Annotated in this window: 21 protein-coding genes and 4 tRNA genes; 17 read left to right on the plus strand and 8 right to left on the minus strand. The window is 75.2% G+C overall.

Features of this window, described 5'->3' with window-relative positions:
- Positions 1 to 36: 36 nt before the first annotated feature.
- The 3 genes from KIN34_RS15085 (at position 37) to KIN34_RS15095 (ending at position 2,638) form a co-directional block, all read left to right on the plus strand.
- Positions 37 to 423 carry a DUF3039 domain-containing protein gene (locus KIN34_RS15085; RefSeq protein ID WP_214352686.1) on the plus strand — a complete coding sequence of 129 codons (387 nt, stop codon included), beginning with the start codon at positions 37 to 39 and terminating at the stop codon, positions 421 to 423.
- Complete coding sequence (locus KIN34_RS15090; RefSeq protein WP_214352688.1) at positions 420 to 2,228, plus strand: DEAD/DEAH box helicase; 1,809 nt, start codon at positions 420 to 422, stop codon at positions 2,226 to 2,228. Before KIN34_RS15085 ends, KIN34_RS15090 begins: the two co-directional genes overlap by 4 nt.
- A gap of 263 nt (positions 2,229 to 2,491) precedes the next feature.
- Positions 2,492 to 2,638, plus strand: a complete 147-nt coding sequence (locus KIN34_RS15095) for a hypothetical protein (protein ID WP_214352690.1) — start codon at positions 2,492 to 2,494, stop codon at positions 2,636 to 2,638.
- Positions 2,639 to 2,766: 128 nt separating this feature from the next.
- On the opposite strand, the gene KIN34_RS15100 is transcribed toward KIN34_RS15095, so the two are convergent.
- Positions 2,767 to 4,194, minus strand: a complete 1,428-nt coding sequence (locus KIN34_RS15100; RefSeq protein WP_214352692.1) for a nicotinate phosphoribosyltransferase — start codon at positions 4,192 to 4,194, stop codon at positions 2,767 to 2,769.
- 59 nt (positions 4,195 to 4,253) lie between these two features.
- Between KIN34_RS15100 and clpS the strand changes: the two genes are divergently transcribed.
- From clpS to KIN34_RS15135, 7 genes are read left to right on the plus strand one after another with little or no spacing between them, the layout of a single operon-like run.
- Positions 4,254 to 4,544 carry an ATP-dependent Clp protease adapter ClpS gene (clpS, locus tag KIN34_RS15105; protein WP_214353124.1) on the plus strand — a complete coding sequence of 97 codons (291 nt, stop codon included), beginning with the start codon at positions 4,254 to 4,256 and terminating at the stop codon, positions 4,542 to 4,544.
- Positions 4,544 to 5,254: a DUF2017 family protein gene (locus KIN34_RS15110; protein ID WP_214352694.1), complete on the plus strand. Its 711-nt coding sequence runs from the start codon at positions 4,544 to 4,546 to the stop codon at positions 5,252 to 5,254. The genes clpS and KIN34_RS15110 overlap by 1 nt, the downstream gene beginning before the upstream one ends.
- Before the next feature lie 10 nt (positions 5,255 to 5,264).
- Positions 5,265 to 6,080 carry a glutamate racemase gene (murI, locus tag KIN34_RS15115; RefSeq protein WP_214352696.1) on the plus strand — a complete coding sequence of 272 codons (816 nt, stop codon included), beginning with the start codon at positions 5,265 to 5,267 and terminating at the stop codon, positions 6,078 to 6,080.
- Positions 6,077 to 6,862 carry an MBL fold metallo-hydrolase gene (locus tag KIN34_RS15120; RefSeq protein ID WP_214352698.1) on the plus strand — a complete coding sequence of 262 codons (786 nt, stop codon included), beginning with the start codon at positions 6,077 to 6,079 and terminating at the stop codon, positions 6,860 to 6,862. The genes murI and KIN34_RS15120 overlap by 4 nt, the downstream gene beginning before the upstream one ends.
- Positions 6,863 to 6,905: 43 nt before the next feature.
- On the plus strand, positions 6,906 to 7,736 hold the full coding sequence (rph, locus tag KIN34_RS15125; protein WP_214352700.1) for a ribonuclease PH: 831 nt from the start codon (positions 6,906 to 6,908) through the stop codon (positions 7,734 to 7,736).
- On the plus strand, positions 7,733 to 8,371 hold the full coding sequence (gene rdgB / locus KIN34_RS15130) for an RdgB/HAM1 family non-canonical purine NTP pyrophosphatase (protein ID WP_214352701.1): 639 nt from the start codon (positions 7,733 to 7,735) through the stop codon (positions 8,369 to 8,371). Before rph ends, rdgB begins: the two co-directional genes overlap by 4 nt.
- Positions 8,364 to 10,130 carry an ATP-binding cassette domain-containing protein gene (locus KIN34_RS15135; RefSeq protein WP_307858281.1) on the plus strand — a complete coding sequence of 589 codons (1,767 nt, stop codon included), beginning with the start codon at positions 8,364 to 8,366 and terminating at the stop codon, positions 10,128 to 10,130. The genes rdgB and KIN34_RS15135 overlap by 8 nt, the downstream gene beginning before the upstream one ends.
- A gap of 6 nt (positions 10,131 to 10,136) precedes the next feature.
- On the opposite strand, the gene KIN34_RS15140 is transcribed toward KIN34_RS15135, so the two are convergent.
- Positions 10,137 to 10,691, minus strand: a complete 555-nt coding sequence (locus KIN34_RS15140) for an NUDIX hydrolase family protein (protein WP_214352706.1) — start codon at positions 10,689 to 10,691, stop codon at positions 10,137 to 10,139.
- Positions 10,692 to 10,816: 125 nt separating this feature from the next.
- Between KIN34_RS15140 and trxA the strand changes: the two genes are divergently transcribed.
- Positions 10,817 to 11,188: a thioredoxin gene (gene trxA / locus KIN34_RS15145; RefSeq protein ID WP_214352708.1), complete on the plus strand. Its 372-nt coding sequence runs from the start codon at positions 10,817 to 10,819 to the stop codon at positions 11,186 to 11,188.
- Between the two features lie 145 nt (positions 11,189 to 11,333).
- On the opposite strand, the gene KIN34_RS15150 is transcribed toward trxA, so the two are convergent.
- Positions 11,334 to 11,416 (minus strand) — tRNA-Leu (locus tag KIN34_RS15150).
- A gap of 45 nt (positions 11,417 to 11,461) precedes the next feature.
- On the minus strand, positions 11,462 to 11,926 hold the full coding sequence (bcp, locus tag KIN34_RS15155) for a thioredoxin-dependent thiol peroxidase (protein ID WP_214352710.1): 465 nt from the start codon (positions 11,924 to 11,926) through the stop codon (positions 11,462 to 11,464).
- A 123-nt stretch (positions 11,927 to 12,049) separates the two neighbouring features.
- Between bcp and KIN34_RS15160 the strand changes: the two genes are divergently transcribed.
- The 5 genes from KIN34_RS15160 (at position 12,050) to KIN34_RS15180 (ending at position 14,303) form a co-directional block, all read left to right on the plus strand.
- Positions 12,050 to 12,424 (plus strand): GroES family chaperonin, encoded by a 375-nt coding sequence (locus tag KIN34_RS15160; protein ID WP_372449559.1) that lies wholly within the window; start codon positions 12,050 to 12,052, stop codon positions 12,422 to 12,424.
- Between the two features lie 225 nt (positions 12,425 to 12,649).
- Positions 12,650 to 12,847 (plus strand): hypothetical protein, encoded by a 198-nt coding sequence (locus tag KIN34_RS15165; protein WP_214352712.1) that lies wholly within the window; start codon positions 12,650 to 12,652, stop codon positions 12,845 to 12,847.
- Between the two features lie 111 nt (positions 12,848 to 12,958).
- Positions 12,959 to 13,034, plus strand: a tRNA-Lys gene (locus KIN34_RS15170).
- A gap of 158 nt (positions 13,035 to 13,192) precedes the next feature.
- Positions 13,193 to 14,137, plus strand: coding sequence for an ATP-grasp domain-containing protein (locus KIN34_RS15175; RefSeq protein ID WP_214352714.1), 945 nt, complete (start codon positions 13,193 to 13,195; stop codon positions 14,135 to 14,137).
- Positions 14,138 to 14,230: 93 nt separating this feature from the next.
- Positions 14,231 to 14,303 (plus strand) — tRNA-His (locus tag KIN34_RS15180).
- Positions 14,304 to 14,414: 111 nt separating this feature from the next.
- Here the strand turns inward: KIN34_RS15180 and KIN34_RS15185 are convergent.
- From KIN34_RS15185 to KIN34_RS15200, 4 genes are all read right to left on the minus strand, one after another.
- A complete protein-coding gene (locus KIN34_RS15185) occupies positions 14,415 to 15,146 on the minus strand; it encodes an alpha/beta fold hydrolase (RefSeq protein ID WP_214352716.1) in 732 nt (243 codons plus the stop codon).
- Between the two features lie 95 nt (positions 15,147 to 15,241).
- A complete protein-coding gene (gene orn / locus KIN34_RS15190) occupies positions 15,242 to 15,892 on the minus strand; it encodes an oligoribonuclease (protein ID WP_214352718.1) in 651 nt (216 codons plus the stop codon).
- A 10-nt stretch (positions 15,893 to 15,902) separates the two neighbouring features.
- Entirely contained in the window at positions 15,903 to 16,169 is a 267-nt protein-coding gene (locus KIN34_RS15195) for a hypothetical protein (RefSeq protein ID WP_214352720.1), read from the minus strand.
- A gap of 201 nt (positions 16,170 to 16,370) precedes the next feature.
- Positions 16,371 to 16,613, minus strand: a complete 243-nt coding sequence (locus KIN34_RS15200; protein ID WP_214352722.1) for a hypothetical protein — start codon at positions 16,611 to 16,613, stop codon at positions 16,371 to 16,373.
- A 111-nt stretch (positions 16,614 to 16,724) separates the two neighbouring features.
- Between KIN34_RS15200 and KIN34_RS15205 the strand changes: the two genes are divergently transcribed.
- Positions 16,725 to 16,797 (plus strand) — tRNA-Arg (locus tag KIN34_RS15205).
- Positions 16,798 to 16,810: the final 13 nt, after the last annotated feature.

Consider the following 16,810-nt stretch of genomic DNA (forward strand, 5'->3'; position numbering starts at 1 on the left):
TCCTGCGTGTCGGAGGCGCGACGTAGACTTCCCGGCATGAGCGAACCGCAGTTCCCCGCCGCACCCGACGAGCCGTTCGGCCCGGACCAGGGCACGGGGACCAGCGTCCTCGAGCGCACGGAGACCACCGAGCAGGTCGAGCCGGGGGACCACGAGCGCTTCGCGCACTACGTGCGCAAGGAGAAGATCACCGAGTCCGCGTTCACCGGCAAGCCCGTGGTCGCGCTGTGCGGCAAGGTCTGGGTGCCGGGCCGGGACCCGAACAAGTTCCCCGTGTGCCCCACGTGCAAGGAGATCTACGAGGGCCTGCGCCCGCCGCAGGACGACGGTGACGGCTCGGGCGGTGGTAGCGGTGGTTCCGGCGGTTCCGGTTCCGGCGGCGGCCGCCGCTGGGGCTTCGGCCGCGGCTCGTCGGCTCGTTGAGCGCCTGGCAGGAGCCCTCCACCACCCACGCGTCCACGTCGGCGGCGTCGCACCTCCCGCCGGCGTTCCCGTCGCGTGCGCCGTGGGGGACGGCCGGCAAGCTGCGCGCGTGGCAGGCGGAGGCGCTCGAGGCGTACCGGGCGCGCTCGCCGCGGGACTTCCTCGCGGTGGCGACCCCCGGGGCCGGCAAGACGACGTTCGCGCTGCGCATCGCCACGGAGCTCCTCGAGGCGCGCGTGGTGCGCCGGGTGACCGTGGTCGCACCCACCGAGCACCTCAAGCGGCAGTGGGCGGACGCGGCGGCGCGGGTCGGGATCCGGCTCGACCCGAACTTCTCGAACGCGCAGGGCCGGCACGGGCACGGGTTCGACGGCGTCGCCGTGACGTACGCGCAGGTCGCCAACAAGCCCGCGCTGCACGCCGCGCGCACGACGGCCGCACCGACGCTCGTGATCCTCGACGAGGTGCACCACGGCGGTGACGCGCTGTCCTGGGGCGACGGCGTCCGGGAGGCGTTCGAGGGCGCTGCGCGCCGGCTCGCGCTGACGGGCACCCCGTTCCGGTCGGACACGGCCGCGATCCCGTTCGTCACCTACGAGCGCGACGCCGAGGGCATCCGGCGCTCGGCGGCGGACTACACCTACGGCTACGGCGACGCCCTGCGCGACCACGTGGTGCGTCCGGTGATCTTCCTGTCCTACAGCGGCGACATGCGGTGGCGGACCCGGTCGGGCGACGAGGTCAGCGCGCGCCTGGGCGAGGCGATGACCAAGGACATGACGGCGCAGGCGTGGCGCACCGCGCTGGACCCCGGCGGCGAGTGGATCCCCTCGGTGCTCCAGGCGGCCGACCGCCGGCTCACCGAGGTGCGGCGCACGGTCCCGGACGCCGGCGCCATGATCATCGCCACCGACCAGACCGACGCGCGCGCGTACGCGGGGCACCTGGCCCGCATCACGGGGAGCTCGCCCACGGTCGTGCTGTCCGACGAGGAGGGCGCGAGCGACAAGATCGACGAGTTCTCCGCGGGGGACTCGCGCTGGCTCGTCGCGGTGCGGATGGTCTCCGAGGGCGTGGACGTGCCGCGCCTCGCTGTGGGGGTGTACGCGACGAGCACGGCGACGCCGCTGTTCTTCGCCCAGGCCGTCGGGCGGTTCGTCCGGGCGCGGCGGCGCGGTGAGACGGCCTCGGTGTTCCTGCCCTCGGTCCCGCAGCTGCTCGCGCTGGCGAACGGCCTCGAGCTCGAGCGCGACCACGCGCTCGACCGGCCGCGTACCGCCGAGGAGGAGGGTGCCGAATACAGCCCGGAGGACGCGCTCCTCGCGGCCGCGAACAGCGAGCGCAACGGGCCCGACGCGGTCGGTCCCGACGGGCTGCAGGGCACGTTCGAGGCGCTCGAGGCGCAGGCCTCGTTCGACCGGGTGCTGTTCGACGGCGGCGAGTTCGGCACCGGCGCCGAGGTCGGCTCCGAGGAGGAGCTCGACTTCCTGGGCCTGCCGGGGCTCCTCGACGCCGACCAGGTCTCGGCGCTGCTGCGGCAGCGGCAGGCCGACCAGCTCAAGGGGCGACGGTCCGTGCGGACCGAGCCGGACCTCGCGGAGATGGACCACCGCAAGCAGGCGGAGCTGCGCAAGGAGCTCGCGCAGCTGGTGGGTGCCTGGTCGCGGCGCAGCGGGCAGCCGCACGGCGCGGTGCACACCGAGCTGCGGCGTCGGTGCGGCGGTCCCGAGGTGGCGCTGGCGGACCCGGGTCAGCTCGAGGCCCGCGTCGCCATGCTCCGCGGCTGGTTCGTGGGCAAGCGCTAGTACGCCTGAGCCGGATGGGGCGCAAGGCCCGTCTCACGATGTGGACACCCGCCTAGAGCGGACCGGGCGTGAGAACTCGCAGGTCAGGGCCGTGGACGCGTGTCCACATACCAGCGACTCTCTCCGACGCAACTGCTCTCTCGACGTGCCGAGCGACGCCGACCGCGGGAACGTTGGGGGGTGCTCGAGGGCCCCGGTACCGCCGGAGCCCCGCCCCTCTGGAACGGCGGGATGATCCCCGCCCCCGACGAAAGGGTTATGCGATGTCCGCCTGGCTCATCCTCATCATCATCGGTGTCGTCCTCCTCATCCTGGGCTTCGCCGGTGTCGGGCAGTTCCTCATCTGGATCGGTATCGCGGTCCTCGTCGTCAGCCTGATCCTGGCGCTCGTCGGCCGCCGCCGCGTGTAGCGGTCGCCACCAGGCAGCGTGAGCTGCCCGCAGTCCCCGACGCCGGTCGGGCCCGCCTCACGGTGCGGCCCGGCCGGCGTCGTCGCGCCCGGGATGACCGAGCGTGCTCGACCCGGACAGGTCAGGGGTCAGGCGGGCAGGGTGAGCGCGGTGGTCGGGACGCAGGCCTCGTCGGCCGAGAGCCGACGTGCACCGCGGGGCAGCTCGGCGCGCGACGCGTGGTGGCGCTCGGCCGCCGCCACGACGCCGCCGGCGCCGGTCCAGCGCGCGTCCACCACGCCGTCCGTCACCAGCGGCACGTGCAGCGGCCGCAGCTCGCCCGCACCCCGGTCGGGTCCCAGGGCGCCGGGGTCCGGGTCGGCCACCCACGCGGCCACGCGCTCGTCGGCCCCGCCGACCAGCACCTCCTCGACGGCGCGCCCGTCCACGACGCGCCGGGCCGCGCCCTTGCGGCCGCCGACGCTGGTCTTGGCGGCCGAGGCCTTGGCGACCGGGGCGAGCCGCCCGTCGGCGCCCTCCCGGGCGACGAGCTTGTAGACCATGCCGCAGGTGGGCGCCCCGGAACCGGTGACCACCGACGTGCCGACGCCGTAGGAGTCGACGGGCGCGACGGCGAGCGCCGCGATGGCGTGCTCGTCGAGGTCGGAGGTCACGGTGATCCGCGTGCCGGTGGCCCCCGCGGCGTCGAGCTGCGCCCGCACCTCGTGCGCCAGCACGCCCAGGTCCCCGGAGTCCAGGCGCACGGCGCCGAGGCCGGTTCCCGCCACCGCCAGTGCCCGCTCGACCCCGCGGTGCACGTCGTAGGTGTCGACCAGCAGGGTGGTGCCGGTGCCCAGCGCCGCGACCTGCGCCGCGAAGGCCGCCTCCTCGTCGTCGTGCAGCAGCGTGAACGCGTGCGCCGCCGTGCCGATCGTCGTCAGCCCGTACCGCCGCCCGGCCTCGAGGTTCGACGTGCCCGCGAACCCGGCCACGACGGCCGCCCGTGCGGCCGCGACGCCCGCGTGCTCGTGCGCCCGACGCGACCCCATCTCGAGGCACGGCCGGTCCACCGCGGCGCTCGTCATGCGGGACGCGGCGGACGCCACGGCCGAGTCGTAGTTGAGGACCGAGAGCGTGAGCGTCTCGAGGAGCACGGCCTCGGCGAAGGTCCCGGACACGACGAGCACGGGCGACGACGGGAAGAACGTCTCGCCCTCCGCGTACCCGACGACCGACCCCGTGAACCGGTAGCCCGCCAGGTACTCGAGCGTCGCGTCGTCGACCACGCGCTCGTCGGACAGCCAGTCCAGCTCGGGCGTGCCGAACCGGAACCGCTCGATCTCCTCCAGGACGCGGCCCGTGCCCGCGACCACGCCGTACCTCCGCCCCGGCGGCAGCCGGCGCGTGAAGACCTCGAACACGCAGCGCCGGTGCGCGGTGCCGTCGCGGAGCGCGGCCTGCAGCATGGTCAGCTCGTACCGGTCCGTGAGCAGCGCCGGGGACCCCGCGCCGGGGCCGGGGTCGGGTGCGCTCCCGGCCGTGCGATCGGTGGTCCACCCAGCGGACGGCGTCGTCATGGCCACACGGTAGGCCGAAGCGCGGCGCTCGCGCGCTGCCTACAGTGGGGCGCGTGAGGATGTCCGTGCCCCAGCTGGACGAGGTCGTCGAGGCCGCCGCCGAGGCGTCCGTCGACGACCCCTGGGTGACGATCGTCTGGAACGACCCGGTGAACCTCATGACCTACGTGACGTACGTCTTCGAGACCTACTTCGGCCACCCGCACGAGGTCGCGACGCGGCTGATGCGGCAGGTGCACCAGGAGGGCCGGGCGGTCGTCTCGCGCGGAACGCTCGAGGCGATGGAGGTCGACGTGCAGGCGATGCACGGGTTCGGCCTGTGGGCGACCCTGCAGCGCAGCGGCCAGTGATGCGGCGGTTCGTGGCCCGGCAGGGCGAGTACGTGGTGCGCCTGGGGTCCGACGAGCGCGAGGTCCTGGCGACGGTCGCGTCCGACGTCGCGCGGATGCTCGGGGCCGCCCCGTTCGACGCGGCGCCCGAGCCGGCGGCCGGTCGGGCCGGGGCGGGCGACGAGCCTCCCGCGGGCTCCGGCCGCCCGACGAGCGAGCGCGCGGCGGACCCGCACGGCGCGTGGCCGTGGTCCCAGGCCGTCGACCCGCCCGAGGACCCCGCGGTCCGCCGGCTGCTGCCCGACGGCTCGCTGGACCCCGAGCAGGCCGCCGAGTTCCGCCGGTTCACGGAGGGCGACCTGCGCGAGCGCAAGATCGCCGGGCTGCGCACCTGGTGGGCCGCGCTGACGACGCCCGGCGGCCGGCAGGGCGACGCGGTCGCGGTGACCGAGGCGGAGGCGCCCGCGGTGGCGGCGGCCATGACGGACGTCCGGCTGGTGCTCGCCGAGCGGCTGGGCGTGCGCACCGACGACGACGGCGACCGGCTCTACGCGGAGCTCGCGCAGGACCCGGCGGAGGACCGGGCCGCGCAGGTGCGGCACGCCTTCGTCGGCGTGTACGCGGTGCTCTCGGAGCTGCAGGAGTCGCTGGTCGGCGCGATGCTGACGGCCGCGCGGGCGCGGGGCACCTCACACCGGCGCGGGGGCGGCACCCCGGGCGCCGCGGGCTAGGCTCGGCTGCGTGAACGACGCGCCCATCGGGATCTTCGACTCCGGCGTCGGGGGCCTGACCGTCGCGCGGGCGATCCTCGACCAGCTCCCGAACGAGTCGACGCTCTACATCGGGGACACGTTCAACACCCCGTACGGCACCAAGCCGCTCGCGGTGGTGCGGGCGTTCGCGCTCCAGGTCATGGACGACCTGGTGGACGCGGGCGTCAAGGTCCTGGTCATCGCGTGCAACACCGCGTCCTCGGCGATGCTGCGGGACGCGCGCGAACGGTACACGCTGCGCCGCGGCATCCCGGTGGTCGAGGTGATCCTGCCCGCGGCACGCCGCGCCGTCGCGGCCACCCGGACCGGGCGGATCGGCGTGATCGCCACGCGCTCGACCGTCGAGTCGCTCGCGTACGACGACGCGTTCGCCGTGGCGCCGGGCGTCGAGCTGGTCACGCAGGCCTGCCCCCGGTTCGTCCCGCTCGTCGAGGCCGGCGTGACGTCCGGGCCCGAGGTGCTCGCGGTCGCGCACGAGTACCTGGACCCGGTGCGGGCTGCCGGCGTCGACACCCTGGTGCTCGGGTGCACCCACTACCCCCTGCTCACCGGCGCGATCTCCTACGTCATGGGGGAGGGCGTCACGCTGGTCTCGAGCGCGGAGGAGACCGCCAAGGACGTGTACCGCACGCTCGTCGCGCACGGCCTCGAGCGGTCGGCCGACGCCGGCCCGCCCGAGCACCGGTTCCTCGCCACGGGCGACCCCGACTCGTTCCGGGCGCTCGCACGGCGGTTCCTCGGGCCCGAGGTCGGCACCGTCGAACCGGCGGGGGCGCTGCGATGAGGCTCGTCGTGCTGGGCTGCGCCGGCTCGTACCCCTCGTCGACGTCCGCCGCCTCGTCGTACCTGGTGCAGGCCGACGACGCGACGGGCCGGACCTGGACCGTGCTCCTGGACCACGGCAACGGCGCCCTCAGCGCGCTGCAGCGGTACGGCGACCCCACCGCGCTCGACGCGGTCGCGCTGTCCCACCTGCACGCGGACCACGTCGCCGACCTGGTGGTGCTCAACGTGCTGCGCCGCTACCGGCCGGACGGTCCGCTGCCGCCCGTGGACGTCTGGGGCCCGTCCGGCACCGCCCAGCGGCTCGCGGAGATGGCCGGCAAGGACCCCGCGACGGAGGTCGACGGCCAGTTCCGGTTCCGGACGTGGGACCCCGCCGCGCCCGTGCGCGTGGGGCCGCTCACGCTGCAGGCCGTGCCGGTGAACCACCCCGTGGAGGCGTACGGGGTGCGGGTCACGGGGCCGTCCGACGACGAGCCGGCGCGCGCCGTGACGCTCGCGTACACCGGCGACACCGACGAGTGCCCCGGCCTCGACCAGCTCGCCGCGAGCGACCTGCTGCTGTGCGAGGCGGGTTTCCGGGACGGGCACGACGACGCGATCCGCGGGGTGCACCTCAACGGCGCCCGGGCGGGGGCCGCGGCCGCGCGCGGCGGGTCCGGGCGCCTGGTCCTGACCCACCTCACGGCCTGGGAGGACCCGGCGGACGTGCTCGCGCACGCCCGCTCGTCGTACCGCGGCGACGTGACGGTCGCGGAGCCCGGGGCGACGTACGTGCTGTGACCCGCCGCGCGGAGGTGTCCGCGCGGCTCGTTAGGCTCGGGGCATGTCTGCTGCTGCCGTGACCCCCGCACGCCCCGACGGCCGCCAGGCCGACGAGCTGCGCCCCGTGACCCTCACCCGCCGCTTCCTCACCGCCGGGGAGGGCAGCGTGCTGGTCGAGTTCGGCGGCACCAAGGTGCTGTGCGTCGCGTCCTTCACCGAGGGCGTGCCGCGGTGGCGCAAGGGCTCGGGCCAGGGCTGGGTCACCGCCGAGTACTCGATGCTGCCGCGCGCCACCGACAGCCGCTCCGACCGCGAGTCCGTGCGCGGGAAGATCGGCGGCCGGACGCACGAGATCTCGCGCCTGATCGGCCGCTCGCTGCGCGCGATCATCGACGTCTCGGCGCTCGGCGAGAACACGATCGTGCTGGACTGCGACGTGCTGCAGGCCGACGGGGGCACGCGCACCGCGGCCATCACCGGCGCCTACGTGGCGCTCGCGGACGCCGTCGAGTGGGCGCGCGAGCGCGGGATCGTGCGCGCCGGGCGCACCGTCCTCACGGACTCGGTCTCCGCGGTCAGCGTCGGCATCGTCGACGGCGTCCCGGTGCTCGACCTGCCCTACGTCGAGGACGTCCGCGCCGAGACGGACATGAACGTCGTCGTGACCGGATCGGGCACGTTCGTCGAGGTGCAGGGGACCGCCGAGCACGCGCCGTTCGACCGGGCGGAGCTGGACTCGCTGCTCGACCTCGCGGTCGCCGGCACCGCCCGCCTGGCCGAGCTGCAGCGCGCCGCGCTCGCGGCGCCGGCCGGGGACGGTTCCGCCACGCGGTCGACGGGCGGGCCGGCGGGTGGGTTGGCGGACGGGCCGACGCACGGGACCGACGCGTGAGCGGCCCGGTCGGCGCGCGGCTGGTCCTGGCCACCCACAACGCGCACAAGGTCGGCGAGCTGCGCGCGATCCTGGCGCCGCTGCTGCCGGGGCTCGACGAGCGCGCTGTCGTCGGGGCGCGCGACGTCGCGGCGCCCGAGCCGGTCGAGGACGGCGTGACGTTCGCGCAGAACGCGCTGCTCAAGGCGCGCGCGCTCGTCGCGTTCACCGGTCTGCCCGCGGTCGCCGACGACTCCGGCCTCGCCGTCGACGTGCTCGGCGGTGCGCCCGGCATCTTCTCGGCGCGCTGGGCGGGCCGCCACGGCGACGACGCGGCGAACCTGGAGCTCCTCGTCGCGCAGCTCGCGGACATCCGCGACCCGCACCGGGGCGCCCGCTTCGTGTGCGCGGCCGCGCTCGTGACGCCGGACGGGTTCGAGCACGTCGAGGAGGGCGCGCTCGTCGGGACCCTGGCGACCGCGCCCCGCGGGGCCGGCGGGTTCGGGTACGACCCGCTGCTGGTGCCGACGGGCGAGACCCGCACGTGCGCCGAGCTGGCACCCGACGAGAAGAACGCGATCAGCCACCGCGGCCAGGCGTTCCGCGCGCTGGCGCCGTACGTGGTACGCGTGCTCGCCCCGGGTGCCGGTGGCTGAGCCCGCCGGGCCGACGGGTTGCCAGCTGGTCGCGGAGGCGGTCACGTTCGGCTACCCGGGCCGCCCCGTGCTGGACCGGCTGGACGTGACCGTCTCCGCGGGGGAGCGGCTGGGGCTCGTCGGCGAGAACGGCGCGGGCAAGACCACCCTCTTGCGCGTGCTCGCGGGGGAGCTGGCGCCGCGCTCCGGGCAGGTGCGGGTGCGGGGGTCGCTCGCGGTGGTCGAGCAGGAGCTCGTCGTCGCCTCCGGGGACACGGTCGGCACGCTCGTCGCCGCGACGTCCCGCACGGTGCGTGAGGCGGCGGAGGCGCTGCAGGGCGCGATCGCCTCGTTCGACCACGAGCGTGGCGACCTGGCCGAGCTCGGCGCGGCCATGGAGCGCTGCGAGCAGCTCGCGGCGTGGGACGTCGACCGACGGGTCGACGAGGCGCTGACCCGGTTCGGCGCCCCTCGGGACCCCGAGCGCCGCCTGGACACGCTCAGCGTCGGCGAGCGGTACCGCGTGCGGCTCGCGTGCCGCCTGGGCGAGCGCGCGGACGTGCTGCTGCTCGACGAGCCGACGAACCACCTGGACGCGGCGGGCATCGACTACCTGACCGGCGTGCTGCGGGAGTGGCCCGGAGCGGTGGTGATCGTGACCCACGACCGCCAGCTCCTCGACGACGTGATGACGGCGATCCTCGACCTGGACCCGGCGATGGACGGCCGGCCCGCGCTCTACGGCGCCACCCGCTACGCCGACTACCGCTTCGCCAAGGACCAGATGCTGCGCCGCTGGCGCGCCCGGTACCGGCAGGAGCGCAAGCGCGCCGAGCGGCTCGCGGCGCAGCTCGACGCGTCCTACGAGGGGCTGTCCGACGAGTGGCGCCCGCCGAAGGGCTCGCGCCCGCACCGCCGAGCCACGCGCGCCCGGATCCACGTCAAGGCCGCCGACCGGCTGGTGCAGAAGCTCGAGGCGGAGGCCGTCGCCGTGCCCGTGCCGCCGCCCAGCCTCGTCTTCCCGGACCTGCCGAGCCTGCCGCGTCGGGCGTCGACCGGGGCCGACCCCGACCGGCCGCTCGACCCCGACGCGGACCGGCGCGCCGCGCACTCGGGACCGCTGCTGGAGGTGCGTGCGCCGCGCGTCGCGGGTCCCCACGGCCCGCGCCTGGACCTGCCCGGGCGTCGGGTCGACGTCGGGCCGGCCGGCCGCCTGCTCGTCGTCGGGCCCAACGGCTCCGGCAAGTCCACGTTGCTGGCCGCGCTCGCCGGGACGGTCGCCCTCGACCGCGGCACGCGGACGCTCGCGCCGGGCGTGCGGCTGGGCGTCCTGGCGCAGGAGGGTCCGGCCGAGCACGTCGCAGCGCACGACGCCGTGCACGGCGCTGTGCACGCTCAGCAGCGCGGCGACGACGGGGCCGCGGCGCGCACGGCGTTCGACGCGTACGCCCGGCACGCGCTCGACCTGCTCGACGGCGGACTGCTCGACCCCGACCAGCTGGTCCCGGTCGCGGCGCTCGGGCTGCTGAGCGAGGAGGACCTGGAGCGGCCGGTGCGCGAGCTGTCGGTGGGGCAGCGCCGGCGGTTCGACCTCGCGTGCGCGCTGCTCGCCGCCCCGCACCTGCTGCTGCTCGACGAGCCGACCAACCACCTGTCGGTCGGGCTCGTCGACGAGCTCACGGCCGCCCTGCGCGCGACCTCCGCCGCTGTCGTCGTCGCGACGCACGACCGGCGCATGCGTGCCGACCTCGCGGACTGGCCGGTGCTGGACCTGACCTGACGCGGGTCAGCCGAGGCGGCCGACGTGCGCCATCGCCTGGCGCAGCAGCACGCCCTGGCCGCCGTTCATCTCGACCTGCACCTGCTCCGCGCACGCCTCCTCCGGCGTGAGCCAGGCCAGGTCGATCGCGTCCTGCTGCGGCCGGCAGTCGCCGAGCACCGGCACGACGTAGGCGAGCGACACGGCGTGCTGGCGCGGGTCGTGGTAGCTCGTGATGCCCGGGGTCGGGAAGTACTCCGCGACGGTGAACGGCTGCGGCGCGGCGGGGATCTGCGGCAGCGCCACGGGGCCGAGGTCCTTCTCGATGTGCCGCACCAGGGCGTCGCGCACCCGCTCGTGGTACATCACCCGGCCGGAGACCAGCGCCCGGGACATCACGCCCTCCCGGGTCACGCGCAGCAGCAGCCCGACCGCCACCACGTCGCCCGAGTCGTCGACGCGGACCGGCACCGCGTCGACGTAGACGAGCGGCATGATCCCGCGCACCCGCGCGATCTCCTCGGGCGGGAGCCAGCCGGCGGGGCGCTCGCGGTCAGGGGGGAAGTCGGCCGTCTCGGTCACCGTGCCGTTCTACCCCGACGAGCGCGGCGACGCCCACAGGCGCGCAGGCGGGCGCGCGGGTCCGCGGGAATACTGGTGCGCGCACGGACGCTCCACCTGGCGGACCCCGAGACGAAGGAGGCCTGATGGCCACCACCACGCTGACCGCCGAGACGATCGGTCAGACCATCAACGACAACGGCATCGTGCTCGTCGACTTCTGGGCCGAGTGGTGCGGACCGTGCAAGCGGTTCGGCCCGGTCTTCGAGGCGTCGTCGGACACCCACCCGGACGTCGTCCACGCCAAGGTCGACACCGAGGCCGAGCAGCAGCTCGCCCAGGAGCTGCAGATCTTCTCGATCCCGACGCTCATGGCGTTCCGCGACGGCATCCTGGTCTTTAACCAGGCCGGCGCGCTCCCCGCGCCCGCGCTCGAGCAGGTCGTCCAGGCCGTCAAGGACCTGGACATGGACGAGGTCCGCGCCAAGATCGCCGCGACCTCCGACACCGAGTCCTGACCGACTCACCACGCACGACGAGAGGGCTGGTCCACGCGGACCAGCCCTCTCGTCACGTCGGGGCAGGCGCCGCGAGATCGTGAGCTGCGGGCCACCTCGTGACCGCGGAGCCACGAGGTCGCCCGGAGGTCACGGACCCGCTGGGTGCGGGAGACGGGAGTCGAACCCGCACGCCCGTGAGGGCACCAGGACCTAAACCTGGCGTGGCTGCCGTTTCACCACTCCCGCGAGACCGCCGATCCTTCCACACGGGGCCGGACCGGCGGCCGGGCGTCAGACGCCGAGGTCCCGGCGCAGCTTCGCGACGTGCCCCGTGGCGCGCACGTTGTACTGCGCGAGCTCCACGTACCCCTCGGCGTCGAGCACCACGGTCGAGCGGATCACGCCCGTGACGGTCTTCCCGTACAGCGGCTTCTCGCCGTAGGCGCCCCACGCCTCGAGCACCTCCCGCGACTCGTCGGACACGAGCGGGAAGGTCAGCTCCTCGTCGGCCGCGAACCGCGCGAGCTTGGCCACCGGGTCCGGCGAGACGCCGACGACCGCGAAGCCGGCGCCCTGCAGCGACGCGAGCGAGTCCCGGAAGTCGCACGCCTGCTTGGTGCAGCCGGGCGTGCCGGCCGCGGGGTAGAAGTACACGATGACGCGCCGTCCGCGCAGGTCGGACAGCGTGAGGCTGCCGCCGTCCGCGGTGGGCAGCGTGAAGTCGGGGGCGGTGTCGCCGACGGCGAGGCGGGGCACGGGGTCTCCTTCGGGGACGTGCCGGAGCGGGTCCGGGCGGGCTGCGCCAGGGTACGACGAGACGGTCGGGCCCGGTCGCTGCGCGCGGCGCCGACCGTGCCGGGACCCGGGTACGGTCGGCGGGTGAGCACGACTCCCGACCCGCGACCCGCGGCCGCGCCGGACGCGGCCGCCGCCACCGCGCGCGAGCTGCCGATCCGCATGCTCAACGACCGCCTGCTCGTCGAGCTCGACGCCGACGCGTCGGAGCGACGCTCGTCGGCCGGCATCGTCATCCCCGCGACGGCGGTGGTCGGCAAGCGGCTCGCCTGGGCGCGCGTCCGCGCGGTCGGGCAGCACGTGCGCCAGGTCGAGGTCGGCGACCGCGTCCTGTTCGACCCGGAGGACCGCGCGGAGGTCGAGCTCGACGGGCAGACGTTCCTGCTGCTGCGGGAGAAGGACGTGCACGCCGTCGCCGCGCCGCGGCCCGGCGGTCAGGGCACCGGCCTGTACCTCTGACGACCGGCCGTCGATCCAGCCGTCCGTCCAGCCGGCGGTCCAGCCGCGTGCTTGTCGAGGCGCCCTGCACGCCTCGTCGACCACCGTCGAGGTGAGCGGGACGGGACCGCGTTGTGAAGGGTTCGTCAGGACCTGGCCGCCCGGGCCGTGGCAGGTTGCCACGCACAGGTCCGGGTGATGGTGTGTGCTGACCGGGCGCAGTCCCACCCGGTGTGGAGGTGCACCATGAAGCAGTCCGGAGGACGGCCGCTCGAGCCGGTCCCGCCGCGCGGCCGGACCGGCCGCCCGGAGGACGTCGACGTGAGCCCCGAGCGCATCCGCGCCCTGGTGGCCGGGCGGGTGCCGCACGCGCTCCTGCTCGACCTCGCGCCCGGCGCCGCGACGGGCGAGCAGATCCTGCGGCAGGAGCGGCTCGGCGAGTGACGGCGTCCCGGCCGGCCGTCCCGTGTCCGAGCGGGTCGGCTCGTGAGCCTCGTCACGGTGGCGGATCCGGTTCGCCTCCGGCGCCCGGGGGCTGCTAATCTTCTGCACCGCGCGGCACTAGCTCAACTGGCAGAGCAGCTGACTCTTAATCAGCGGGTTCAGGGTTCGAGTCCCTGGTGCCGTACCACCCCGGAAGGCCCTCGACGCTCGTGCGTCGGGGGCCTTCCGCGTCCCGCGCCGTCGGCGCCCTGCGCTCCAGCGTCGTACGCCGAGCGGGACCGCGGCGGCTCACGTGACGAGCGTCACCAGGGTCGCGCTCGTCGTCGCGCCGGTAGCCTTCCGAGGGTGACGACATCACCCGACGGGCAGCACGCGCGCCTCGCCCTCGCCACGTGCGCCGAGCTCCCCGAGCTGGACCCGGACGACGTCCCACTGCGGACCGCTCTCGAGGCGCGCGGCATCGCCACCGACGTCGTCGTGTGGGACGACCCCACGGTCGACTGGGGCACGTACCAGCACGTCCTGATCCGCTCGACGTGGGACTACACGCAGCGGCCGCTGCGCTTCACCCAGTGGACCAAGCAGGTCGAGGCGTCGAGCGTCCTGCTCAACCCGGCCGGCGTGGTCGCGTGGAACGTCGACAAGACCTACCTGCGGGACCTCGAGGCGCGAGGGATCGCCACGGTCCCGACGATCTGGCTGGACCCAGCGCGCAACTTCGACTCCCGCGCGATCCACACGCGCTTCCCGGCGTTCGGTGACTTCGTGGTGAAGCCGACGGTGAGCGCGGGGTCGCGGGACACCGGGCGCTACCGCGCGGACGAGACGCCGCAGCGCTCGCAGGCGATCATGCACGCCAAGAACCTCCTGGGCGTCGGGCGTTGGGTCATGATCCAGCGCTACCTGACGCAGGTGGACTCGGCGGGGGAGACGGCGCTCGTCTTCGTCGAGGGCGAGTTCAGCCACGCGGTGCGCAAGGGGCCGCTGCTGCAGGGTCCGTACCGCGAGGGTGACCAGGAGGGCCTGCTCTACCGCGAGGAGGTCATGACCCCGCGGGACGCGAGCGAGGCCGAGCTCGAGCTGGCGCGCCGGATCATCGGCCTGCTGCCGGAGGTGCTGGGGCTCGACGGGCCGCTCCTCTACGCGCGGGTCGACCTCATCCCGGACGACGAGGGCAACCCCGTGCTCCTGGAGCTCGAGCTCACCGAGCCGTCCCTGTTCTTCGAGCACGCCCCGGGCGCGGTCGACCGGTTCGCGGACGCCGTGGCCGCGCGGGTGACCGCGGGCTGACGACAGGCCCCTGCGCGGATCGTGTTCGAGGGGTGTACGACGAGCAGGTACACTTCTCGTCGGCCCGGTCCGCCGGGTCGTGCGCACGGCATGGTGGCTATAGCTCAGCAGGTAGAGCACCTGGTTGTGGTCCAGGGGGTCGCGGGTTCAAGTCCCGTTAGCCACCCCGACGAGGGCGAGGCCCGCACCGCGGGACCGGAGGACACTCCGGCCGCGGGGCGGGCCTCGCCCCATTGCGGGGCTCTCGGCCCGGGTGCGGACCGGCCACGGACCGCCGTCAGGAGCCCCGGGTCGCCTCGGCCGCGATCAGGTCGGCCAGGTCGACCGGGCGGGACAGCATCGGCCAGTGGCCCGTCGGGAGATCGACCAGGGTCAGGTCGGTCAGGGCCGCCACGGGTGCGAACATCCCCTCACCCGATCCGGCCAGCTCGCGCACGGTCGCGCTCGGGATCGAGCAGCACACGAGCGTCGTCGGCACCGCGTCGCGCCGCGCGTCGTGCAGCGCCACCCGGTCGCGGACCGCGCCCGCGGGATGCGGGACCGCGAGCGTCTCGAGCCGCGACCTGTCCGCGGCCGTGAGCCCCTCGGGGCTCGCACCCTGCTCGCCGAGCGCCTCGAGACCGGGGAAGGGGACGTCGACCTGGTCCGCGGGCAGGTCCGCGTCCGGCACGTGGCCGTCCGCGACCGGGCCCGAGTCGACGTAGACCACGCGCGCGAGCGCGTCCGGTGCGCGGTCGGCGACGGCGGTCGCGACCGCGCCGGCACCGCTGTGCGCGACCAGCACCGTGCCGCGCCCCGGCGGGACGTGCTCGGCGACGTGCGCGACGTGGTCGGCGAACCGGACGCCCGCGCGCGTGGCGCCCGGGGCCAGTCCGGGCAGGGTCAGCGCGGTCGCGTCCAGGCCGCGCTCGGCGAGCCGTGCGACCACGGCGTCCCACACCCACGCGCCGAGCCAGTAGCCCGGGACGAGGACGATCGGGGGCGGGGTGGCGGACGTCGTCGTGGCCATGGCCACGATCTTCCTGCGCACCGCGCACCCGCGCACGGCGGGTGTCAGCGTGCGGCGGGTCTCAGCGTGCGATGGGTCTCAGCGTGCGATGGGTCTCAGCGTGCGGCGACCGACGTCGCGGTGACCTCGGCCGCGATCTTGCGCGCCGTGGCGGAGTCCGGGCCGGGGAGCGCGGGGAACAGCGCCGCCCGGTAGTAGCGCAGCTCGTCGATGCTCTCGAGGATGTCCGCGAGCGCGCGGTGGCCGCCCTGCTTGCTCGGCGAGGCGAAGTACACCCGCGGGTACCAACGGCGGGCGAGCTCCTTGATCGAGGAGACGTCGACCACGCGGTAGTGCAGGTGCCCGACGAGCTCCGGCATGTCCCGCTCGAGGAACGCCTTGTCGGTGCCGACCGAGTTCCCGGCCAGCGGCGCCTTGTTCGCCTCCGGCACCCACTGCCGCACGTAGGCGAGCACCTGCTCCTGCGCGTCCGCGAGCGTGGTGCCGTGGGCGAGCTCGTCGAGCAGGCCCGAGGTCGTGTGCATGGTGCGGACGAAGTCGCCCATCTGCTCGAGGGCCGCGGCCGGCGGCGCGATCAGGACGTCGACACCCTCGCCGAGGACGTTGAGCTCGGAGTCGGTCACGACGACGGCGACCTCGACCAGCGCGTCGGCGGCCAGGTCCAGCCCGGTCATCTCGCAGTCGATCCAGACGATCCGGTCCGCGCTCTCGTGCCCGTTGCCCGGGCTGGTGCTGCTGCTGGTCACGGGGGCCAGCCTAGGGCTCCTCGTCGTGCGGCGCGGCGGCCCGTCCACCGTCGTCGGGCGGACCGGGGACCGTGCCCGCGAGCCAGGCCGCCAGCGGGACGCCCGCCAGCACCGCCGCGCCGAGGAGGAGGCTCGCGGACCAGGACCAGCCGGTCCACCGCAGGACCAGGGCGAGGACGGCCCCCGCGACGAGCCCGGTCGCGGCGCGTTCCAGCCACACGGAGCGGCGTCGCGGGGCGTCCGGCGCCGGCACGGGCGCGTCGGCGTGCCGCCCCATCAGGGGGCGTCCGCGTCGCCGCCGCCGGTCCGGGGCGTCGGATCGCGCAGCGCGGTGCGCTGCGGCTCGTCGCGCTCGTCGCGCCCGTCGCGCCGGTCATGCATGGCGACATCGTGGCACGGCGCCGGGACGACGACGGGCGCGGACCCGTCCCGTGAGGGAGAGGGTCCGCGCCCGTCGAGCGCGCAGGAGCCGGTGGGCTCAGGACGCGCGTGCGTAGGCCGCCCGGGGATCCGGAGGATGGCTCGGGGCGTGCTCGCGTGGTTCGGCGGCACGGTCGTGCGCCTGGTCGGCCAGCCGGTCGGTGAGGCGCTGGACGAGGTGCGTGCGGTTGAGGTCGAGCTCGTAGGCGTGCATGACGGACTCCTGCTGCGTGGGTGGGGTGGGTGCGGCACCGGGCCGCGAGATCGTCGTGACCGTGGTCCGACGAGGTAGCAGGAGCACTCGACCACGGGACAGATACCCACGTCACGGCATTTGTCACCACCTGCAACCCGGCCGCACCCGGGCCGCCCGTCGGACCGGGGGAGGGAGCCGGTAACCTGCGGCGCACAGGCCCCCGTAGCTCAGTGGATAGAGCAGCCGCCTTCTAAGCGGCCGGTCGCAGGTTCGAGTCCTGCCGGGGGCGCCGCACGCGCCGA

Origin of the sequence: Cellulomonas fulva, from assembly GCF_018531375.1 — a bacterium.
Lineage (GTDB): Bacteria > Actinomycetota > Actinomycetes > Actinomycetales > Cellulomonadaceae > Cellulomonas > Cellulomonas fulva.

What these genes read in the sequence shown, in the direction of transcription:
- KIN34_RS15085 (WP_214352686.1), top strand. Translation starts at nt 37, where the DNA reads ATGAGCGAACCGCAGTTCCCCGCCGCACCCGACGAGCCGTTCGGCCCG.
- KIN34_RS15095 (WP_214352690.1), top strand. Translation starts at nt 2,492, where the DNA reads ATGTCCGCCTGGCTCATCCTCATCATCATCGGTGTCGTCCTCCTCATC.
- KIN34_RS15100 (WP_214352692.1), bottom strand. Translation starts at nt 4,194, where the DNA reads ATGACGACGCCGTCCGCTGGGTGGACCACCGATCGCACGGCCGGGAGC.
- clpS (WP_214353124.1), top strand. Translation starts at nt 4,254, where the DNA reads ATGTCCGTGCCCCAGCTGGACGAGGTCGTCGAGGCCGCCGCCGAGGCG.
- KIN34_RS15110 (WP_214352694.1), top strand. Translation starts at nt 4,544, where the DNA reads ATGCGGCGGTTCGTGGCCCGGCAGGGCGAGTACGTGGTGCGCCTGGGG.
- KIN34_RS15120 (WP_214352698.1), top strand. Translation starts at nt 6,077, where the DNA reads ATGAGGCTCGTCGTGCTGGGCTGCGCCGGCTCGTACCCCTCGTCGACG.
- rph (WP_214352700.1), top strand. Translation starts at nt 6,906, where the DNA reads ATGTCTGCTGCTGCCGTGACCCCCGCACGCCCCGACGGCCGCCAGGCC.
- trxA (WP_214352708.1), top strand. Translation starts at nt 10,817, where the DNA reads ATGGCCACCACCACGCTGACCGCCGAGACGATCGGTCAGACCATCAAC.
- KIN34_RS15165 (WP_214352712.1), top strand. Translation starts at nt 12,650, where the DNA reads ATGAAGCAGTCCGGAGGACGGCCGCTCGAGCCGGTCCCGCCGCGCGGC.
- KIN34_RS15185 (WP_214352716.1), bottom strand. Translation starts at nt 15,146, where the DNA reads ATGGCCACGACGACGTCCGCCACCCCGCCCCCGATCGTCCTCGTCCCG.
- KIN34_RS15195 (WP_214352720.1), bottom strand. Translation starts at nt 16,169, where the DNA reads ATGGGGCGGCACGCCGACGCGCCCGTGCCGGCGCCGGACGCCCCGCGA.